Source organism: Methylobacterium pseudosasicola (assembly GCF_900114535.1).
Classification (GTDB): Bacteria; Pseudomonadota; Alphaproteobacteria; order Rhizobiales; family Beijerinckiaceae; genus Methylobacterium; species Methylobacterium pseudosasicola.
Map to the genome: position 1 here is coordinate 55,192 of NZ_FOTK01000003.1, position 18,542 is coordinate 73,733.

An 18,542-nucleotide genomic window follows, 5' to 3' on the forward strand; every position below is an offset into this window, starting at 1 on the left:
CCGGATCAGACTTCCGATTACCGCTCAGCAAGAGTCCGGCCGCGGGGATGCCGGATGGCGGAACCAAGACCGGTTTCCGACCGAACCGAACGCCGGGATATTGATCATCCCTCCGATTTGGCCGCGTGCAGGACCGGCAAGGCGCGCAACGCATCGGTGGCGTAGTCGAGGAAGGCGTTGACCCGGGCCGGCCGGAGCCCCTGGCTCGGGGTGACGAGTTGCACCGGCACCGGCGGCGGTTCGTGCGACACCAGCAAGCGCACGAGGCGGCCGGCGGCGATGTCCTCGGCGGCCTGATAGGACAGCACCTGGGCGATGCCCCGCCCGGCCCGGGCCGCGACCAGCGCCGCCTCGACCTCGTTGACGATGAGGCGCGGTGTGAGGCGGACGCGGTTGGCACCGAAGCGCCATTCGCGGATGTTCGCGCGGACCGTGCCCAGGATGGTGTCGTGGTCGGCGAGGTCCGCGGGCGTCCGCGGCGTTCCTCGCACCGCGAGGTAGCCCGGGCTCGCCACGACCACCCGGCTCACCTGCCCGACCCGGCGCGCGACGAGGCGGGATTCCGCGAGTTGCCCGATCCGCAGGGCGACGTCGATCCCCTCCTCCACGAGGTCGAGGTTGCGGTCGGCGAGCACCAGCTCGACCTGCACCTCCGCGTAGGCATCGAGAAAGCCGGACACGACCGGCGCGACGTGCTTGCGCCCGAACAGGACCGGAGCCGTCACCCGCACCAGGCCGCGCACCGCGTCGCCCGCCGCGCCGGAGACGGCCGCCTCGTAGCCCGCGAGCAGGAAGCGCGCGCGCTCGGCCAGTTCGAGCCCCGCCGGGGTCGGTGCGAGGCGCCGGGTGGTGCGTTCCACCAGCCGCGTGCCGGCCCGCGCCTCCAGGCTAGCCAGCGCCCGGGTCGCGGCAGCGGCCGAGCGGCGCGACCGGCGCGCGGCCCCGGCGAGACTGCCGGCGTCGATGATCGCAACGTAGAGGGCGAGTTCGTCCAGCCGGTCCATGGATCATTTCAGAAACTGAAATTCTGAGTGTCAGAGCCTCCGGATTATCGTCAGGCTTTGCAAGAGCCATAGTCCGGGCCTCGCTGGAGACCTCGACCATGTCCGACCCTGACCTGACCCTCTACGGCCTGCGCCTCTCAGGCCATTCGCACCGCGCGGAACTGTTTCTGTCGCTGCTGGGGCTGCCCTATCGCTTCGTCGAGGTGGCGAGCGCGGAGCAGCGGGCCGCCACCGCGTTCCAGCGCCTCAATCCGCTGGGCCAGATCCCCGTCCTGGCCGACGGCGCGGCTGTGATCCCGGACAGCAACGCGATCCTGGCCTATCTGGCGGCGCGCTACGCGCCCGACGGCGGCTGGATGCCGGCCGACCCGCTGGCTGCCGCTTCGGTCCAGCGCTGGCTGTCGATCGCCGCCGGGGAGATACGCACCGGGCCGGCGCTCGCCCGGCTGATGGTGGTGTTCGGCGCGACCGCCGACCGGGCGACGGTGCACGCCACCGCGGCGCGGATCCTGACCTTCATGGACGGGCATCTGGCCGAGCGCCCGTATCTCGCGACCGAGCGGGCGACGCTCGCCGACATCGCCTGCTATTCCTACGTCGCCCACGCCCCCGAGGGCGGCGTCTCGCTCGCTCCCTACCCGGCCGTCCGGGCCTGGATCGCCCGGGTGGAGGCCCTGCCGGGCTTCATCCCGATGCCGTCCTCACCCATCCCCGAACAGGCGTGAGGTGCGCCATGGCCGATTTCCACGCAGACGAATTGATCGCGCAGGCCCATGCCGGCCATGTCCTCGGCGGCACCCCGGCGATCCGGAGCTTCATGCCCGATCAGCACCGCCTGTTCTTCGCGGGCCTGCCCTATCTCTTGATCGGGACCGCGGACGCCGCCGGCGCGCCGGTCGCGACCCTGCTGACCGGCGCGCCCGGCTTCGTGCAGAGCCCGGACGCGACGCACCTCGCTATCGCCGCGGCGCTCGACCCCGCCGACCCGGCGGCCGAGTTCCTGGTGCCGGGTGCCGAGGCCGGGATCTTGGGCATCGATCTGGCGACGCGGCGGCGCAACCGCGCCAACGGCCGCATCGTCCGTCGCGACGGGACCGGCCTGACCGTGGCCGTCGCGCAGAGCTTCGGCAATTGCCCGCAATACATCCAGCGGCGCGCGGTCGAGCCGGCGCCGCGCCAGCCGGGCCCGACCGAGATCTTGACGGCCCTTGATGCGGAGGCCGGGGCGCTGATCGACGGAGCCGATACGCTGTTCGTGGCGACCCGGTCGCGAGACGGCCTCCGGGAGGGCGGCGCCGACATCTCGCACCGGGGCGGGCGGCCGGGCTTCGTCCGGCGCCGCGGCGACGTGCTGACGGTGCCGGATTTCTCCGGCAACCGCTACTTCAACACGCTCGGCAACCTGATCGGCGAGCCCCGCGCGGCGCTGTTGATCCTCGATTTCGCCTCAGGCGACCTGCTGGTCCTGCAGGGCCGCACCGAGATCGATTGGACGGGCGCCGCGGGGCTCTTGGGTTCGCAGCGCTCCTGGTCCTTCACGGTGACAAGCGGCTGGCGGCGCCGGGGGGCCGTTCCCCTGCGCTGGAGCGAGCCGGAGCCGGCGCCGCAACTCGCGCGCACCGGCATCTGGGCCGAGGCCGAGAGGGTCTGATCATGGGTCAGGCCGTGCCGGCCGCCGCCTCGTGCGCCTGGGCGAGTTGGGCATCCGCGGCGGCGACTTTCTGGAAGGCCGGGCGTCCGCGGACGCGCTCGACATAGGCCGACAGTGCCGGATCGGGCGCGACCAGGCCGAAGCCCATCGTCCAGCCGAGCGCGCTGCCCCAGAGGATGTCCGCCGCGCTGAAGCGATCACCGAGCAGGTACGGGCCCGGCTTCAGCGCCTCGGCGATCCGCGCGATCACGCTGTCGTAATCGGCATAGGCCGACATGGCCCGCGGCCCGGGCTCCCGCTGGAGATGGCGGTCGATCACCGCGGGCTCGAAGCAGGAGCCGTAGAACACCATCCAGCGCAGATACGTCCCCCGGCCGGGATCGGTGATCGCTGGCGCCAGGCCGGCTTCGGGAAAGAGGTCGGCGAGATACAGGTAGACCGCCGCCTGCTCGGTCACCAGCGCCTCGCCGTGGCGGATCGCCGGCACCTTCGCCATCGGGTTGATCGCGCGATAGGCGTCTCCGAGATGCTCGCCCGCCCGCATGTTGAGGACGTGCAGGCGATGTGGCGCGCCGAGCTCCTCCAGCAGGACGCGCACCCCGGTCGAGCGGGTATTCGGCGCGTGATAGAACGCGATCTCCGGCGTATTCGCCATGCGGCATCCTCCCAATATCTATGATTGGCGCGGCGATACGCTTCGTCCGGCCGCAGGATCGGGTCAATCGTGCAGCGCACTGGTTCGGCGCGACGGAACATCCGGATTCGACCGAGGCCGGTCTATACGGGTCGCTCTCTTCCGCCGGGACCGGAATCGCGGCAGGGACGTTGGGCGATTGTGCGATGCCGCGCGTTGGGGTGCCGGCCGGCGCGACGCGACCCGGGGATTTGAGTTCTGATGGCGAAGATACTGTTGGTCGAGGACCATGAAGAGATCTGGGACTTCCTGTCCCGACGCCTCAAGCGCCGCGGCTACGAGGTGATCCTGGCCCATGACGGCGAGGCCGGCGTCCAGCAGGCCCGGTCGGGCCAGCCCGACGTGATCCTGCTCGACATGAACCTGCCGGTGCTGGACGGCTGGTCGGCGGCGCGGGCGCTGAAATCCGGATCCGACACGCGGGCGATCCCGATCATCGCGCTCACCGCCCACGCCATGTCCGGGGACCGGGACAAGGCGATCCAGGCGGGCTGCGACGACTACCATCCCAAGCCGGTCGATTTCTCCAAGCTGCTCAGCCAGATCAGCGCCGCCCTGGGCGAGACCGCGCAAGCCGGCTGAGGCCGGCCGGCACGATAGGCTCCCCGAACCGCCCCGCTGTCGCGGGCGGCAGCGTCCCCGAGTTCGATGAAGTTTGGAGCGTATCCGTGAGCGAGGATCCCGTCACCGCCCAGCGCCTTAAGCAGGGCCTGCCGGTCATCGTCGCCCTCGCCTCGACCCTGCTGGTCGTGTCGATCATGGCGGCCCTGTATCTCGGGCGTGAGATCCTGGTGCCGGTGACGCTGGCGATCCTGCTGAGCTTCGTCCTGGTGCCGGCGGTGCGCGTGCTCCGGCGGATCCGCGTGCCGCGGGCGGCGGCGGTGATGCTGGTGGTGGTGATCGTGTTCGGCGGCCTGTTCGGGATCGGCAGCCTGATCGCCACCGAAGCATCGCAGCTCGCCTCCGACCTGCCGCGCTACACCCAGGTGATGCGCACCAAGATCAAGGACCTGCGCGGTGCTACCGCAGGGACCGGGACCCTGTCGCGGATGGTCGACATGGTCCAGGATCTGAGCGCCACGCTCCAGCCGCCCGCGGCCATCGAGGTCAAGGGCGAGCCGGGAACCCGCACGCACCCGCTCACCGTGGAGATCAGCCCGGCCCGGGCGAGCGTGGTCGAGACGTTTCAGACCTTCGCGGGGCCGATCCTGCATCCGCTGGCCACCACCGGGCTGATCCTGATCTTCACGATCTTCATCCTGCTCCAGCGCGAGGACCTGCGGAACCGGGCGATCCGGCTGGCGGGCGGCTCCGGGGACCTGCGCCGGGTGACGGCGGCGATCGACGACGCCACCAGCCGGCTCAGCCGGTTCTTCCTGGCCCAGCTCGCCCTCAACATCGCCTTCGGGGTGGTGATCGGGGTGGGCCTCTGGCTGATCGGCGTGCCGAGCCCGACGCTGTTCGGCGTGCTCGCGGCGATCCTGCGCTTCGTCCCCTATATCGGCGCCGCGATCAGCGCACTGCTGCCGCTGATCCTCGCCGCCGCGGTCGATCCCGGCTGGACCATGGTGATCGCCACGGCGGCCCTGTTCCTGGTGGTGGAGCCGATTGCCGGCCACGTGATCGAGCCGCTGCTCTACGGCCACTCCACCGGCCTCTCGCCGATCGCCGTGATCCTGGCGGCCACGATCTGGACCTTCCTGTGGGGGCCGATCGGCCTCGTGCTCGCCACCCCGCTCACCGTCTGCCTGGTCGTGCTCGGGCGCCACGTGGAGCGGCTCTGGTATCTCGACGTGCTGCTCGGCGACCGGCCCGCCCTGGCGCCGCCCGAGATCTTCTACCAGCGCATGCTGGCGGGCGATCCGGCCGAGGCGATCGACCAGGGCTGGCAGTTCCTCAAGGAGCGGGCGCTCGTCACCTATTACGACGAGGTCGCCCTGGCCGGGCTGCTGCTCGCGCAGGAAGATCTCTCGCGCGGTACGCTCGACCGCGCCCGCCAGGACGAGGTCGGCGCCGCGATCCGCACCGTGGTGGCGCGGCTCGGGACCGCGCCGGTGGCCCGGCGGACTTGGCGGGGCTCGGCGCGCTCGCCCGACACCGAGACCGCGGCGGCGCTGGCCGCCGTCGGGCCGGACCGGCAGGTCGCCGGCATCGTGCTCGCTCGGGAAGAACTCGATCCGGCCTGGCGCAGCGAGACGCCGGTGCTCTGCGTGTCGAGCCGCGGCCCGTTCGACGAGGCGGCGACCCTGATGCTCAGCCAGATCCTGGCCCGGCACGGGCTGGCCTCGCAGACCCTGTCGATGGCCGCGATCCGGGCCGGCGAGCGGCCCGCGAATCCGGAGGGCCTGGCGCTGATCTGCTTCTCCTACCTGGAGCCGGTCAGCCTGTCGCAGATCCGCTTCACCGTGCGGCAGGCCCGGGCCGCGGTGCCGGGCGTGCGCATCCTGGTTGGCTTCTGGCGCGAGCGCGACCCGGCGACCCTGGATCGCCTGCGCCGGGCGACCTCGGCCGATTTCCTGGTGACCTCGCTGAACGAGGCGCTCTCCGCAGTGCTGAATGCCTGCCGGGACCCGGCGCCCCCGCGAATCGCGCCGGCGCCCGCCAAGGCCCTGCCGAGCGCGGCCCAAACGGCGGCGGCCTAGCCTCAGGGCGCACACGAAGCGCGACATTGGTGCCATCGACAACGTCGATCGGCCCCCTAAAGTCGCAGCCGGGTACCGGTATCAGGCCGGGATCCGCATTCTTCAGGATCGAAAGAAACAAGACCGCGCGGCATGTCCGATTCTCCCGAAAAGCCCCCCATCGGACCGAGCGCCGTGGTCAGAGACGGTGCGGCGAGCGATGTCGCCGACCGCACGAGCGACATCTTCTTCGCCGCGGTGGAAACCACCCGGATGCCGATGATCGTCACGGATCCGCGCCAGCCGGACAACCCGATCATCTTCGCCAACCGCGCCTTCCTGGCCATGACCGGCTACACGCCGGAAGAACTGGTCGGGCGCAATTGCCGGTTCCTGCAAGGCCCGGAGACCGATCGCGAGACCGTCGACCAGGTCCGCGCCGCGATCGCCGAGCGGCGCGAATTCGCCACCGAGATCCTGAATTACCGCAAGAACGGCTCGACCTTCTGGAACGCTCTGTTCGTCTCGCCGGTGTACAACTCGGCCGGCGAGCTGGTGTATTTCTTCGGCTCGCAGCTCGACGTCTCGCGCCGCCGCGACGCCGAGGAAGCCCTGGGCCAGGCGCAGAAGATGGAGGCGCTAGGCCAGCTCACCGGCGGCATTGCGCACGACTTCAACAACCTGCTGCAGGTGATCGTCGGCTATGTCGACATCCTGGCGTCCGGGCTGGAGAAGCCGGATGCCGACCGGGCCCGGCTGGGGCGCGCCACCGACAACATCCGGCAAGCGGCCGAGCGCGCGACCACGCTGACGCAGCAGCTCCTGGCCTTCGCCCGCAAGCAGCGGCTGGACGGGCGTGCCGTCAACCTCAACACCCTCGTCGAGGGCATGCGCGAGATGGTCGCCCGCTCGGTGGGCGAGGTGGTGACGATCGAGCTGGATCTCGCCCGGGACCTCTGGAACTGCCGGGTCGATCCGACCCAGGCCGAGGTCGCGATCCTCAACGTGCTGATCAACGCCCGCGACGCGATGCCGGAGGGCGGCACCGTCAAGATCACCACCGAGAACACCGAGATCGTGGCGGGCGGCGAGATCGGGCCGCTGCGCCCCGGCCGCTACGTCAGCATCGCCATCCGGGACACCGGCACCGGCATCCCGCCCGCGGTGCTCGCCCGGGTGATGGACCCGTTCTTCACCACCAAGGAAGAGGGCAAGGGCACCGGGCTCGGCCTGTCGATGGTCTACGGCTTCGCCAAGCAATCGGGCGGTGCCGCCCAGATCGAGTCGGCGGTCGGCGCCGGCACGACGGTGCGCCTGTCCTTCCCGGCCACCGACAGCGACGCGCATGCCCCGTCCAAGGTCTCGCACCGGGCGGTGGACCGGCAGGGCACCGAGACGATCCTGATCGTGGACGACCGCGAGGACGTGGCCGAGCTCGCCCGCACCATCCTGCGGGATTTCGGCTACACGACGTTGATGGCCAGCAATGCCCGCGAGGCCCTGGAGATCCTGGATTCCAGCGAGCGCATCGACCTGCTGTTCACCGACCTGATCATGCCGGGCGGCATGAACGGCGTGCTGCTCGCCCGGGAGGCGCGCCGCCGCCAGCCCAAGCTCAAGGTTCTGCTCGCCACGGGCTACGCGGAGGCGAGCCTGGAGCGAACCGATATCGGCGGTTCGGAGTTTGACCTGCTCAACAAGCCTTACCGGCGCACGGAGCTGGTCCGCCGCGTGCGGGCGATCCTCGACGGTCCGACCGGCGTAGGCTGAGCCTGAGGAGAGGCGCGATGGCGCAGGGAGACAAAGCGAAATACACCGACAAGCAGAAGCGCAAGGCCGAGCACATCGCGGAATCCTACGAGGCCCGCGGCGTGCCGGAGCAGGAGGCGGAGTCCCGCGCTTGGGCCACCGTCAACAAAGACGACGGCGGCGGCAAGAAGCCGGGCGGCTCCGGCCGCGGCAAGGCCACCGGCCATCCGGCAGCCCACAAGGGCGGCACCACGGGCGGCAAGGCCTCCGCCGGCCGAACACCGGAACAGCGCTCGGCCTCGGCCAAGAAGGCTGCGGCGACGCGCAAGGCGAATGCTGCAGCGAGCGCGTGATCGGACGACGTGGGATCGAACTGGCCCCAGTCATTCTTACTTCCGAAAGTGGGGTGGAAAGCAGTCCTTACGGCGCTTCGACCACTGATCGTCCAGGCGAAACGCCCTTTCTCGCGCGCGAAGGAACTGGGCCATGCCGACACAGACCGTTCTCGCCGCCGCCGCGCTGGCACTTGCACACGGTTCGCCGCAGCCACTTCCCTCCGTCTCGGCCACGACGAGCTACCACAGGGCCGAAATCAACGGCGTGGGTGTCTTCTATCGCGAGGCTGGTCCGCGTGCCGCACCCACGATCCTCCTGCTGCATGGCTATCCATCGTCGTCGCGGCAGTGGGACCCGCTACTGCCGCTGCTCGCCGACCGCTACCACCTGATCGCGCCAGACTATCCCGGCTTCGGCCACAGCGATGCGCCATCGCCCGAACAGTACTCCTATACCTTCGACAACATTGCCGCGACGATCGAGGGCTTGATCGCGCATCTTGGCATCGAACGGTACACGCTCTTCATGCAGGATTACGGCGGCCCGGTCGGGTTCCGCATGGCGCTCGCCCACCCCGAGCGGGTGCGTGCGTTGATCGTCCAGAATGCCAACGCCTACGCCGAGGGGCTCGGGCCGAAGTGGCAGGGCATTGCCAAGTTCTGGGCCGACCCCGCAACTCACCCTGAGCAGGTCGACGCCTTCACATCCCTTGAAGGAGCCAAGCAGCGCCATCTCGGCACCAGCCCGAACCCCGAACGGTACAACCCGGACACCTGGGCGGATGAGTACGCCAACCTGTCCCGGCCGGGTGAGCGGGTCATCCAGGCTGCCCTTCTCTACGACTACCGCACGAACGTGGCGTCTTACCCGGTCTGGCAGGAATGGATGCGCGGTCATCCGTTGCCGACCCTTGTGCTGTGGGGCCGCTACGACCCGTCCTTCCTCGTGCCCGGGGCGGAAGCCTATCGACGCGACATGCAGACGGCGGAGTTACATATCCTCGACGCCGGACACTTCGCGCTGGACGAGGCGACGGATGAGGTCGCGCGGCTAACACGCGACTTTCTTGCTCGGCATATCGAGACTGCGAAAGCTCCCGCGTCCGCGCCTCAATAGAACCTAGGGCGCCCGATCGAACGTCCGAGATGTGTCAACAACGGACTCCATCATCCGTCCCATCCCCCCTCGCACCTCACGCCCGATCCCGCCGCTCAACCAGCTTGACCAACGTGTGCAGCATTCGGTTCGCCGGCGTCGGAATGCCCAGCGCCGCGCCTCGCCGCACGACGTATCCGTTGAGGTGGTCGATCTCGCTGGGCCGGCCCCGGGCGAGGTCCTGGGCGGTGGAGGAGCGCTGGTCGGCCATGCTGGTGCTGAGGGCGAGCACCGTGTCGCGGATGTCGTCGGGCACGGAGACGCCAGAGGCGCGAGCCACTGCGACGCATTCCTGCACCACGTCGGTCATCGCGGCGATCACGCCCGCCCCCTGGACTAGGCGGCCGTAGGGCAGCTGGGTCAGGGCCGAGAGGGCGTTGTAGGCGCAGTTCAGGATCAGCTTGCCCCAGAGCGCATCCAGGGCGCGGTCCGAGACGGTGGTCGGGATCCCGGCCGCATCGAACGCGGCGGCAATCGTCGGGCTCGCCTCCGAGGCGCCAAGCACCAGGTCGCCCCTTCCGTTATGGCGGACGTGGCCCGGCCCGACCATCTCGGTGGCGACGTAGACGGCCACCGGCACCACGGGCCGCCCGAGCACGGCGCCCAGGCGCTCGGCATTGTCGACGCCGTTCTGGAGGCTGAGGATCGCGGCCGAGGGGCTGAGATGTGCGGCGATCGTCGCCCCGGCGGCTTCCGTGTCGCCCGACTTGACGCAGACCAGCACCAGATCGGCGCCTGCGACGCCCTGGCCGGACGCGGTCGCCTGGACTGGGACAGTCTCGCGCCCGGCCGCGCTCTCCAGCACAAGCCCGTCGGACCGAACCGCCTCGACCAGCGCGGGGCGACCGATCAGCGTGACCGCGTGGCCGGCCCGGGCCAGCAGGAAGCCGTAATAGCAGCCGACCGCCCCGGCTCCGAGAATCGCGATCTTCATCGGGGCGCCGCCGCGGCGCGCTCGGAATGGAACGGGGCGGCGCCGACCGCGCTCGTCCGGACATGGTCGAGCAGGGCCTGGACCGGGTGGCGCAGGCGCACGCCATCGACGAGCTTCGCCTGCGACCGGCAGGAATAGCCGTCCGCCAGCAGGGTGCCGGCAGGGGCATCGGCCACGTGGTGCGCCCAGCTCAAGCCGTAGATCGCCTCGGAGGTGGCGCGGTTGCGCGTCTCGTGGCCGTAGGTCCCGGCCATGCCGCAGCAGCCCGCCGCCGGCACGTCGAGCCGCAGCCCGAGATGGGTGAACACCGCCTGCCAGTCGCGCACCGCGCCGGGGGCGTTGGTGCGCTCGGTGCAATGGGGCAGCAGCCGCAGGGTCGCGCCGCCCTGACGGGGCGCGATCCGGTCGAGCTGGGTGGCCAGCCATTCCTGCAGGATCTGGACCTTGGGCAGGTCGTCGCCGCCGAGCGCCTGGGCGTATTCGGACCGGTAGGTCAGCGTCATCGAGGGGTCGAGACCGATGAGCGGCACGCCCGAGCGGGCGAGCGTCCGCAGCATCGCGGCGTTAGACCACGCCACCGCGGCGAACCGGGCCAGGAAGCCGTGGACGTGCAGCGGCTTGCCGTTCGGCCTGTAGGGTACGAGCCAGGGCTGGAAGCCGAGCGCGATCAGGAGCGCGCAGGCATCCACCACCAGGGCCGCCTCGAAATGGCTGGTGAAGGCGTCCTGCACCAGCAGGACCGCGCGCTCGCGCTCCGCCGGGGCGAGCCGGTCCAGCGCCGCCGGGGTCGCGGTGGCGACGCCGAGCGCCGCGAGCCGCGCCTTCAGGTCGCCGGGCGACAGGGCCGGGATCTCGACCAGGCCGGCCTTGGCGAGCAGCCTCCGGGCGACCGGGTTGGTCAAGGCCGCGTTGCTCAGGCGCGGCATCCGGGCCGCCAGCGGCAGAAGCGGCTCGAGCGCCGCCACGAGATGGTCCTTCAGGGGCCTGGCGTAGCGGGCGTGGTAGAGCGCCAGGAACTTGGCCCGGAAGGTCGGCACGTCGACCTTGATCGGGCAGGAACCCGTGCAGGACTTGCAGGCGAGGCAGCCATCCATCGCCTCCTTCACGGCGTGCGAGAAGTCGCCGTCGTCGGGCGCGCGCCGAACAGCGCTCCGCAGAGTCGCAAAAAGATCGGGCAGCCAGCCGGCGCGCTGACGCTTCAGCTCGACGGCCGGGTCGATGCCCGCCTGCGCGGCCAGGCGCAGCCACTCGCGCATCAGCGAGGCGCGGCCCTTGGGCGAGTGCCGCCGCTCCCGGGTTGCCTTCCAGGACGGGCACATCGCGTCGTCCGGGTCGTAATTGAAGCAGGCGCCGTTGCCGTTGCAGTGCAGGGCCTCGTCGAAATCCTGCCGGACCGGCGGCGGGATCGTGCGGTCCTGCTCGCCCCGGCGGGGCACGCCGTCGATCTGGGTGAGCGCGCCGCCCCGAGCCGAGGCAATCTTGCCCGGGTTCATCCGGTCGCCCGGATCGAAGGCGCGCTTGATGGCCTCCAGCGCCGGCATCAGCGGCCCGAAGGTCGCGGGCACGAATTCGGAGCGGAACCCCTTGCCGTGCTCGCCCCAGAGCAGGCCGCCATACTTGGCGGTGAGGGCGACCACGCCCTCGGTCACCTCGCGGATCAGGGCGTTCTGGTTTGGGTCCTTCAGGTCGATGGCTGGGCGGACATGCAGCACGCCGGCATCGACATGGCCGAACATGCCGTAGCGCAGCCCCTTGGCATCGAGCAGCGCCCGGAACTCGGCGATGAAGTCGGCCAGCCGCTCCGGCGGCACGGCGGTATCCTCGACGAACGGGATCGGGCGCGCGTCGTCCTTGGCGGCGCCGAGCAGGCCGACCGCCTTCTTGCGCATCGTCCAGAGTTTTTCGATCGCCTCGCCGCGGGCGATCGTGAAGCCCAGACGCTTGGTCTCCGTACCGCGCTCGGCCGCCAGCATCGTGGTGAGCCGCGCCAGGGCGGCGTCCACGGCCTGCGCATCGTCGCCGACGAACTCCATGAGGTTGATGCCGTGGACCGGACGGCCGCCCGGATCGTCTGGGAAAAAGGCCTGCACCTCGGCCCAGATCGGGTCCTGGCGGGCGAGCCCCAGCACGGTGGAATCGATGGTCTCCACGGAGGCGGCGCCGAACGGTAGCAGGGCTTGGGCGTCACGCAGGGCCGCGTCGAAATCCACGTAGGAGAGCGCCACCAGCACTGAGGCCTTCGGGATCGGCAGCACGTTGAGCCGCGCCTCCGCGATCAATGCCAGGGTGCCTTCCGAGCCGCAGAGCACGCTCTTGAGGTCGAAGCGCCCTGACGCGTCGCGCAGATGGGCCAAGTCGTAGCCGGTGAGGCAGCGGTTGAGCTTGGGGAAGCGCTTGGCGATCAGCGCCGCGTTCTCGGTGACGACGGTGTCGACGGTGCGGTGGATTTCGCCGACGCGATCGTTGCGCGCCTTGGCGGCAGCGAGACCCACCTCGTCCAGCGGCTCGGCTTCCCAGACTGTGCCGTCGGCGAGCACGCAGGTCAGGGCCAGGACGTGGTCGCGGGTCTTGCCATACAGGCAGGAGCCCTGCCCGCAGGCGTCGGTGGAGATCATGCCGCCGAGGGTGGCGCGGTTCGAGGTCGAGAGTTCGGGGGCGAAGAACAGGCCGTGCGCAGCCAGCGCGCGGTTGAGCTGGTCCTTCACCACCCCGGGCTCGACCCGGACGGTGCGGTGCGCGACGTCGATCTCCAGGATGCGGTTCATGTGCCGCGAGGTGTCGACCACGAGGCCGTGGCCGAGCGACTGGCCGTTGGTGCCGGTGGCGCCACCGCGGGGACGGATCACGATCTCGGTGAAGCGCGGATCGTCCAACAGCTTGGCGATCCGCACGAGGTCGTCGCGCGAGCGCGGGAAGGCCACGGCCCCCGGCTCGACCTGATAGATCGAGTTGTCGGTGGAAAAGACCGTCCGGTCGGCGGCCGATAGAGTCAGATCGCCCTCGAAGCCGCGCAGGCGCAGTTCGGCGACAGCCGCCTCGTAGAGCGGCACGGCCTCGGTTTGGCGGGTCAGGACCGGGATCATGGAAGCGTTCTACACCCGGCCACGCGCGAGGAAAGATCGGCGCTTATGTCACGCTGCGCCGAAACAGGCTGGCACTCGGTTTGCCATGTCGGATGCAGTTGCGGAGCGGAAATTCATGAACGCGAGCGTCGAACGGGTCAGGGATGCCCTGGCCGAACTGATCAAGGCGGCCCTCATCTCCGACGACGGCAAGAGCCTCGCCTGCCGGGAAGCCGGGCGGGAAAAGCTCGCCGCCCTGGCGTCCGACCCGCCGCAAGCGGAGAACCTGCGCATGGACGGCGCCTGGATGCTGGCGATCCAGCAGGCGGAGACGCCGGAGCTGGCAGCCGAAGAGGGCCAGGTGAACCTGACACTGCCGCGCGCCTGCCCGTTCAGCCTCGACGAGATCGTAACGCCCGGGTTCGACGTGGATCTGGCGGTTGACCGCATCCGCAAATCGGCCTCCACGGGCTGATCGCGCCTGTTGAGGACGCGGCGGTTACCGTTGCCGCGGACCGGCCGGAACCCCATCTTGTGGTGACAAGACCGAATCAGCGGTCCGGCGCCCGATCGCGGGCGCACTTCTTTTTCGAGAACCGTCCGGCACCACCTTTTGGCACGACGCATCAGCGCAGAGGCGGCCGAGCCCGCCGCTCCCCCGCCCTTCCCCACCCGCGAGCAGATCCTCGCCTTCGTGGCCGAGGCGACCGAACCCGTCGGCAAGCGGGAGATCGCCAAGGCGTTCGGCATCAAGGGCGCCGCCAAGATCGACCTGAAGCGGATCCTCAAGGAGATCGAAGAGGAGGGCGCCATCGATCGTGGGCGCGGCGGCCTCGCGGCCGCGGGCCGCCTGCCCCCGGTGGTGCTGACCGATATCCGCAGCCGCGACCGGCACGGCGACTTCCTGGCGATCCCGGTGGAGTGGACCGGCACCGGCAAGCCACCGGCCATCTTGCTCACGCAACAGCGCGGCCCACGCAAGGCCGGCCGGCCGGCTGCCGGCATCGGCGACCGCGCCCTGGTCCGCGTCGAGCGCGATGCCGAGGGCGGCTATACCGGCCGGGTCATCAAGGTCATCGGCAAGAACAAGGCCGAAATCATCGGCGTCTACCGCGCCGGCGCGCAGGGCGGCCGGATAGTCCCCGTTGAGAAGCGCTCGCAGGGGCGCGAGATCCTGATTCCGCCCGGCGAGGAGGGCCAGGCCCGGGACGGCGACCTCGTCAGCGTCTCGCTGGAGCGCGAGACGCGCTTCGGCCTGCCGCGGGGCCGGGTCCGGGAACGGCTCGGCTCGCTCGGTTCCGAGAAGGCCGTGAGCCTGATCGCGCTCCATCTGCACAACATCCCGCACGTTTTTTCGGACGCGACCTTGGCGGAGGCCGACGCCGCCGCGCCCGCCTCGCTCAAAGGTCGGGAGGATTGGCGCGACCGCCCGCTGCTGACCATCGACCCGCCGGACGCCAAGGACCACGACGACGCGGTGATGGCGGAAGTCGATCCCGACCCGGCCAATCCGGGCGGCTTCATCGTCACCGTCGCCATCGCGGATGTCGCGGCCTATGTCCGCCCCGGATCGAGCCTCGACCGCGAGGCTTTGGAGCGCGGCAACTCGGTCTACTTCCCCGACCGGGTCGTGCCGATGCTGCCGGAGCGGATCTCGAACGATCTCTGCTCCTTGCGCGAGGGCGAGGATCGCCCGGCCATCGCGGTGCGGATGGTGATCGCCGCCGACGGCGTGAAGCGCCGCCACACGTTCCACCGGGTGATGATGCGCTCGCGCGCCAAGCTGTCTTACGCGCAGGCGCAAGCCGCCATCGACGGCCAGCCGGACGCCGCGACGGGGCCACTGCTTGAAACGGCGCTTCGCCCGCTCTGGACGGCCTACGCCGCCCTGCGCGAGGCGCGTGACCGCCGCGGCCCGCTCGCCCTCGACCTGCCCGAGCGCAAGGTCCTGCTGTCGCCCGAGGGCGCGGTCGACCGGGTGATCGTGCCGGAACGCCTCGACGCCCATCGGCTGATCGAGGAGTTCATGATTCAGGCCAATGTCGCCGCGGCCGAGACCCTGGAGGCGGCCAAGCAGGCGCTGATCTACCGCGTCCACGACGAGCCGGCGCAGGAGAAGATGCAGGCTCTGGGGGAAGTCCTGGCCTCGGTCGGGATCAAGCTGCCCAAGGAAGGGGCCCTACGCCCCGCTTTGTTCAACCGCATCCTCGGTTCGGTGGCGGGCAGCGAGCACGCGACCTTCATCAACGAGGTGGTGCTGCGCTCCCAGGCGCAAGCGGTGTACGCCGCCGAGAATCTCGGCCATTTCGGCCTGAACCTGCGCCGCTACGCGCATTTCACCTCGCCGATCCGCCGCTATGCCGACCTGATCGTCCACCGGGCGCTGATCACCGCCTGCCGCCTCGGCTCCGACGGCCTGCCGCCGGAGGTGTCTTTGGGCGAACTCGCGCAGGTCGGCGAGCAGATCTCGGCAGCCGAACGCCGCGCCATGGCGGCGGAGCGCGAGACCATCGACCGGCTGATCGCCCACCATCTGGTCGACCGGATCGGCGCGACCTTCGCGGGCCAGATCGCGGGCGTCACCCGATCGGGCCTGTTCATCAAGCTCGACGAGACCGGGGCGGACGGGTTCGTGCCGATCTCGCAGCTCGGCGCCGACTATTTCCGCCACGAGGAGGCCCGCCACGCCCTGGTGGGCGAGCGCAGCGGGGAGACGTTCCGGCTCGGCGACCGGGTCGAGGTTCGCCTGGTGGAGGCCGCGCCGGTGGCCGGCGCACTGCGCTTCGAATTGCTCAGCGAGGGCAAGACCCGCGCCGGGTCCGGCAAGGACAGCGGCGGCCGGAAGCCCGGCGGCCGCCCGTTCAAGGCCGCGCCGTCGGGTCGTCCGCCCGGCATCCGCAACTCTGGGACGCGCCATCGCGGGTCGCGCCGGTGACCCGGCCGGTGTAGACCCTGGACATGGCCACCGACGCGATTCCCGTGCGCACCCGCCTGATCCCCGCGATGGCGCGCGGCTTCATCGGCCGCTGTCCGCATTGCGGCCAGGGCCGGATCTTCGGGCGCTTCCTCAAGGTGCGCCCGGAATGCGATGTCTGCGGCCTGGAACTACACCATCACCGGGCCGACGATCTGCCCCCCTACGTGGTGATCTTCATCGTCGCCCACGTGGTCGGCTACCTGATCCTGGAGACCGAGAGCGCCTACGACGTCCCCCTCTGGGTCGAGATGGGCGTCTGGCCGGTCTTCACGCTCCTGTTCGCCCTCGCGTTGCTCCAGCCGGTCAAGGGTGCCGTCGTCGGGTTGCAATACGCCCTTGGCATGCACGGCTTCGCCACGTTACCGCGGGGCGGCCCCGTCTCGGGGCTGAAGGAGACACGCCTTGCCGCAGCCGGAGCCGCAGCAGGAATCCGAGATCCCGACCAGCCCTGAGCCCAAGCCCTCCCCGGCGCGCCTGCGCCCGCGGGACGCCGCGACCCTGATCGTGCTCGATCGGCGCGGCAAGGGCGGCCCGAAGGTCCTGATGGGCCGGCGGAACTCGAAGCTCGCTTTCATGCCGGGGCAGTTCGTGTTCCCGGGCGGCCGGATCGAGCTCGGCGACCGCCACATGCCGGTGGCCGGCGCCCTGCCCGACTATGCCGAGGCCGCGCTGACCCGCCAGGTCTCCCGGCCGCCACACCATCTCGGTCGGGCGCTGGCGCTTGCCGCCATCCGCGAGACCTACGAGGAGACCGGCCTGTTGCTGGGTACGACCGAGCACGGCGCCCCGGAGACCACCCCGGCGGGCTGGGAGGCCTTCGCCCGGCATGGCATCCTGCCGGATCTTGAGGCGCTGCACCTCGTGGCCCGGGCGATCACCCCGCCCAAGCGCGTGCGCCGGTTCGACACGCGCTTCTTCGCCATCGATCGCCGCATGGTCGCGGCCGAGGAGCCCGGCCGGGTCAGCCCGGATTCCGAGTTCACCGAGCTTGCCTGGGTCCGCCTCGACGCGGCGCGCAAGCTCGACCTGCCATTCATCACCCGGGCGGTCCTGGACGATCTCGAGGCGCAGATCGCCGTCGATTTCGCGCCGTACCGGATGATTCCCTTCCACTACGAGCGCTACGGCCGCCGCGAACGGATCGCTTTGTGAATGTTTCCGAGAGGCCGGACCGGATCGCCGCAGCAAGCGGGATCGGGCCGGACACCGTGGCGGCCATCACCGCCGCCATCGCCTGCGTCACCGTCGTCGGGATCGGGCTGAGCCTGTCGATCCCGCTCCTGTCGATCGAGATGGAGCGGCGCGGCGCGTCGAGCACGCTGATCGGGCTCAACACCGCGGTCGCCGGCATGGCCAGCATCTGCACGGTGCCGTTCGTGCCGCGGCTCGCGGCGCGGATCGGAGTCGCGCGGCTCCTGTGCCTGGCGCTGATCGTGGGGGCTGTAAGCCTCGCGGCTTTCCCGGTCCTGCCGGGCATCGCCCTGTGGTTCCCGCTGCGCTTCGTGTTCTCGATGACGCTCGGCGCGCTGTTCGTGCTGTCCGAGTACTGGATCAACGCGGCCGCCCCGCCTGAGCGGCGCGGCCTGGTGATGGGCATCTACGCCACCGTGCTGGCGGCGGGCTTCGCGGTCGGCCCGGCCCTGCTAGCGCTTGTCGGAACCGAGGGCTTGGCGCCCTACCTGACCGGGGCCGCCCTGATGCTGGCCGGCGGCCTACCGATCGTCCTCGCGCGGGGGCTATCGCCGACGATCGAGCACGGCTCCGGCCGCAGCCTGATCGCCTATCTGCGCCTCGCCCCCGGGGCGCTGCTCGCCGCCCTCGCCTACGGGGCGGTGGAGACCGGGATCTTCGCGATCCTGCCCCTCTACGGGCTGCGCCTCGGCTACGACGCACAGGGGGCGGCCGGCCTCGTCAGCCTGATTGCGCTGGGCAACGTGCTGTTCCAGATCCCGTTCGGCTGGCTCGCCGACCGTTTCGACCGGCGCACGGTGCTGCTCGGCGCGAGCCTTGGGGGCGCCGCGGGCTCAGCCCTGATCCCCCTGGCCTCCGGCTCGCCGGTGGCCCTCGGCCTCGTCCTGTTCGCCTGGGGCGGCATCGCCGGCACGCTCTACACGGTCGGCCTGACCACTCTGGGCGACCGGGTGCCGGCCACCGACCTCGCGGGCGCCAACGCCGCCTTCGTGGTCCTGTACAATGTTGGCCTGATGCTGGGGCCGCCCCTGATCGGCGGCGGCCTCGACCTGGTGCCCCCGCACGGCTTCGCCTGGGCGCTGCTCGCCCTGTTCCTGGCCTTCTCGGTAAGCCTCGCTACGATGGAGCGACCCGCCGCCCGGTCTTGACCTGACCGGTCCGATCGGGC

The 18,542-nt window shown here is 70.7% G+C and carries 16 protein-coding genes; 12 read left to right on the forward strand and 4 right to left on the reverse strand.

The features are described from left to right. Positions 1-104 precede the first annotated feature (104 nt). Positions 105-1,004 (reverse strand): LysR substrate-binding domain-containing protein, encoded by a 900-nt coding sequence (locus BM228_RS04085; protein ID WP_092037464.1) that lies wholly within the window; start codon positions 1,002-1,004, stop codon positions 105-107. A gap of 98 nt (positions 1,005-1,102) precedes the next feature. Here BM228_RS04085 and BM228_RS04090 point away from each other — a divergent pair, with 98 nt between their 5' ends. Both BM228_RS04090 and BM228_RS04095 read left to right on the forward strand, forming a co-directional pair. Beyond that, positions 1,103-1,729: a glutathione S-transferase family protein gene (locus tag BM228_RS04090; protein WP_092037467.1), complete on the forward strand. Its 627-nt coding sequence runs from the start codon at positions 1,103-1,105 to the stop codon at positions 1,727-1,729. Between the two features lie 8 nt (positions 1,730-1,737). After that, positions 1,738-2,655, forward strand: coding sequence for a pyridoxamine 5'-phosphate oxidase family protein (locus BM228_RS04095; protein ID WP_092037469.1), 918 nt, complete (start codon positions 1,738-1,740; stop codon positions 2,653-2,655). A gap of 7 nt (positions 2,656-2,662) precedes the next feature. Here the strand turns inward: BM228_RS04095 and BM228_RS04100 are convergent, their stop codons facing one another. Next, entirely contained in the window at positions 2,663-3,310 is a 648-nt protein-coding gene (locus BM228_RS04100) for a glutathione S-transferase family protein (RefSeq protein WP_092037471.1), read from the reverse strand. Between the two features lie 240 nt (positions 3,311-3,550). Here BM228_RS04100 and BM228_RS04105 point away from each other — a divergent pair, with 240 nt between their 5' ends. The 5 genes from BM228_RS04105 (at position 3,551) to BM228_RS04125 (ending at position 9,171) form a co-directional block, all read left to right on the forward strand. Next, a complete protein-coding gene (locus tag BM228_RS04105; RefSeq protein ID WP_058192055.1) occupies positions 3,551-3,931 on the forward strand; it encodes a response regulator in 381 nt (126 codons plus the stop codon). Between the two features lie 86 nt (positions 3,932-4,017). Continuing rightward, entirely contained in the window at positions 4,018-5,991 is a 1,974-nt protein-coding gene (locus BM228_RS04110) for an AI-2E family transporter (RefSeq protein WP_092037473.1), read from the forward strand. A 132-nt stretch (positions 5,992-6,123) separates the two neighbouring features. Next, positions 6,124-7,740, forward strand: coding sequence for a hybrid sensor histidine kinase/response regulator (locus tag BM228_RS04115; protein WP_092037475.1), 1,617 nt, complete (start codon positions 6,124-6,126; stop codon positions 7,738-7,740). A 17-nt stretch (positions 7,741-7,757) separates the two neighbouring features. Next, positions 7,758-8,072 carry a plasmid stabilization protein gene (locus BM228_RS04120; RefSeq protein ID WP_092037477.1) on the forward strand — a complete coding sequence of 105 codons (315 nt, stop codon included), beginning with the start codon at positions 7,758-7,760 and terminating at the stop codon, positions 8,070-8,072. A gap of 133 nt (positions 8,073-8,205) precedes the next feature. Beyond that, positions 8,206-9,171, forward strand: coding sequence for an alpha/beta fold hydrolase (locus BM228_RS04125; RefSeq protein WP_092037479.1), 966 nt, complete (start codon positions 8,206-8,208; stop codon positions 9,169-9,171). 76 nt (positions 9,172-9,247) lie between these two features. Here BM228_RS04125 and BM228_RS04130 read toward each other — a convergent pair whose 3' ends face one another. Both BM228_RS04130 and ydiJ read right to left on the reverse strand, forming a co-directional pair. Continuing rightward, on the reverse strand, positions 9,248-10,144 hold the full coding sequence (locus tag BM228_RS04130; protein ID WP_092037481.1) for a ketopantoate reductase family protein: 897 nt from the start codon (positions 10,142-10,144) through the stop codon (positions 9,248-9,250). After that, complete coding sequence (ydiJ, locus tag BM228_RS04135) at positions 10,141-13,227, reverse strand: D-2-hydroxyglutarate dehydrogenase YdiJ (protein ID WP_092037483.1); 3,087 nt, start codon at positions 13,225-13,227, stop codon at positions 10,141-10,143. The genes BM228_RS04130 and ydiJ overlap by 4 nt, the downstream gene beginning before the upstream one ends. 115 nt (positions 13,228-13,342) lie before the next feature. Between ydiJ and BM228_RS04140 the strand changes: the two genes are divergently transcribed. From BM228_RS04140 to BM228_RS04160, 5 genes are all read left to right on the forward strand, one after another. Further along, on the forward strand, positions 13,343-13,681 hold the full coding sequence (locus tag BM228_RS04140; protein ID WP_092037828.1) for a hypothetical protein: 339 nt from the start codon (positions 13,343-13,345) through the stop codon (positions 13,679-13,681). A gap of 138 nt (positions 13,682-13,819) precedes the next feature. Continuing rightward, positions 13,820-16,141: a ribonuclease R gene (rnr, locus tag BM228_RS04145; protein WP_092037485.1), complete on the forward strand. Its 2,322-nt coding sequence runs from the start codon at positions 13,820-13,822 to the stop codon at positions 16,139-16,141. 23 nt (positions 16,142-16,164) lie between these two features. Then, positions 16,165-16,635 (forward strand): DUF983 domain-containing protein, encoded by a 471-nt coding sequence (locus tag BM228_RS04150; protein ID WP_092037487.1) that lies wholly within the window; start codon positions 16,165-16,167, stop codon positions 16,633-16,635. Continuing rightward, positions 16,586-17,335 carry an NUDIX hydrolase gene (locus tag BM228_RS04155; protein WP_208611975.1) on the forward strand — a complete coding sequence of 250 codons (750 nt, stop codon included), beginning with the start codon at positions 16,586-16,588 and terminating at the stop codon, positions 17,333-17,335. Before BM228_RS04150 ends, BM228_RS04155 begins: the two co-directional genes overlap by 50 nt. Next, the gene (locus BM228_RS04160) at positions 17,332-18,522 is read left to right on the forward strand and encodes an MFS transporter (RefSeq protein ID WP_244537006.1); all 1,191 of its coding nucleotides are present in this window, start codon (positions 17,332-17,334) and stop codon (positions 18,520-18,522) included. The genes BM228_RS04155 and BM228_RS04160 overlap by 4 nt, the downstream gene beginning before the upstream one ends. The last annotated feature ends 20 nt before the right edge of the window (positions 18,523-18,542 follow it).

Coding starts and splice junctions, on each gene's coding strand:
- BM228_RS04085 (WP_092037464.1), bottom strand. CDS start 1,004: ATGGACCGGCTGGACGAACTCGCCCTCTACGTTGCGATCATCGACGCC.
- BM228_RS04090 (WP_092037467.1), top strand. CDS start 1,103: ATGTCCGACCCTGACCTGACCCTCTACGGCCTGCGCCTCTCAGGCCAT.
- BM228_RS04095 (WP_092037469.1), top strand. CDS start 1,738: ATGGCCGATTTCCACGCAGACGAATTGATCGCGCAGGCCCATGCCGGC.
- BM228_RS04100 (WP_092037471.1), bottom strand. CDS start 3,310: ATGGCGAATACGCCGGAGATCGCGTTCTATCACGCGCCGAATACCCGC.
- BM228_RS04105 (WP_058192055.1), top strand. CDS start 3,551: ATGGCGAAGATACTGTTGGTCGAGGACCATGAAGAGATCTGGGACTTC.
- BM228_RS04115 (WP_092037475.1), top strand. CDS start 6,124: ATGTCCGATTCTCCCGAAAAGCCCCCCATCGGACCGAGCGCCGTGGTC.
- BM228_RS04120 (WP_092037477.1), top strand. CDS start 7,758: ATGGCGCAGGGAGACAAAGCGAAATACACCGACAAGCAGAAGCGCAAG.
- BM228_RS04125 (WP_092037479.1), top strand. CDS start 8,206: ATGCCGACACAGACCGTTCTCGCCGCCGCCGCGCTGGCACTTGCACAC.
- BM228_RS04130 (WP_092037481.1), bottom strand. CDS start 10,144: ATGAAGATCGCGATTCTCGGAGCCGGGGCGGTCGGCTGCTATTACGGC.
- ydiJ (WP_092037483.1), bottom strand. CDS start 13,227: ATGATCCCGGTCCTGACCCGCCAAACCGAGGCCGTGCCGCTCTACGAG.
- BM228_RS04140 (WP_092037828.1), top strand. CDS start 13,343: ATGAACGCGAGCGTCGAACGGGTCAGGGATGCCCTGGCCGAACTGATC.
- BM228_RS04150 (WP_092037487.1), top strand. CDS start 16,165: ATGGCCACCGACGCGATTCCCGTGCGCACCCGCCTGATCCCCGCGATG.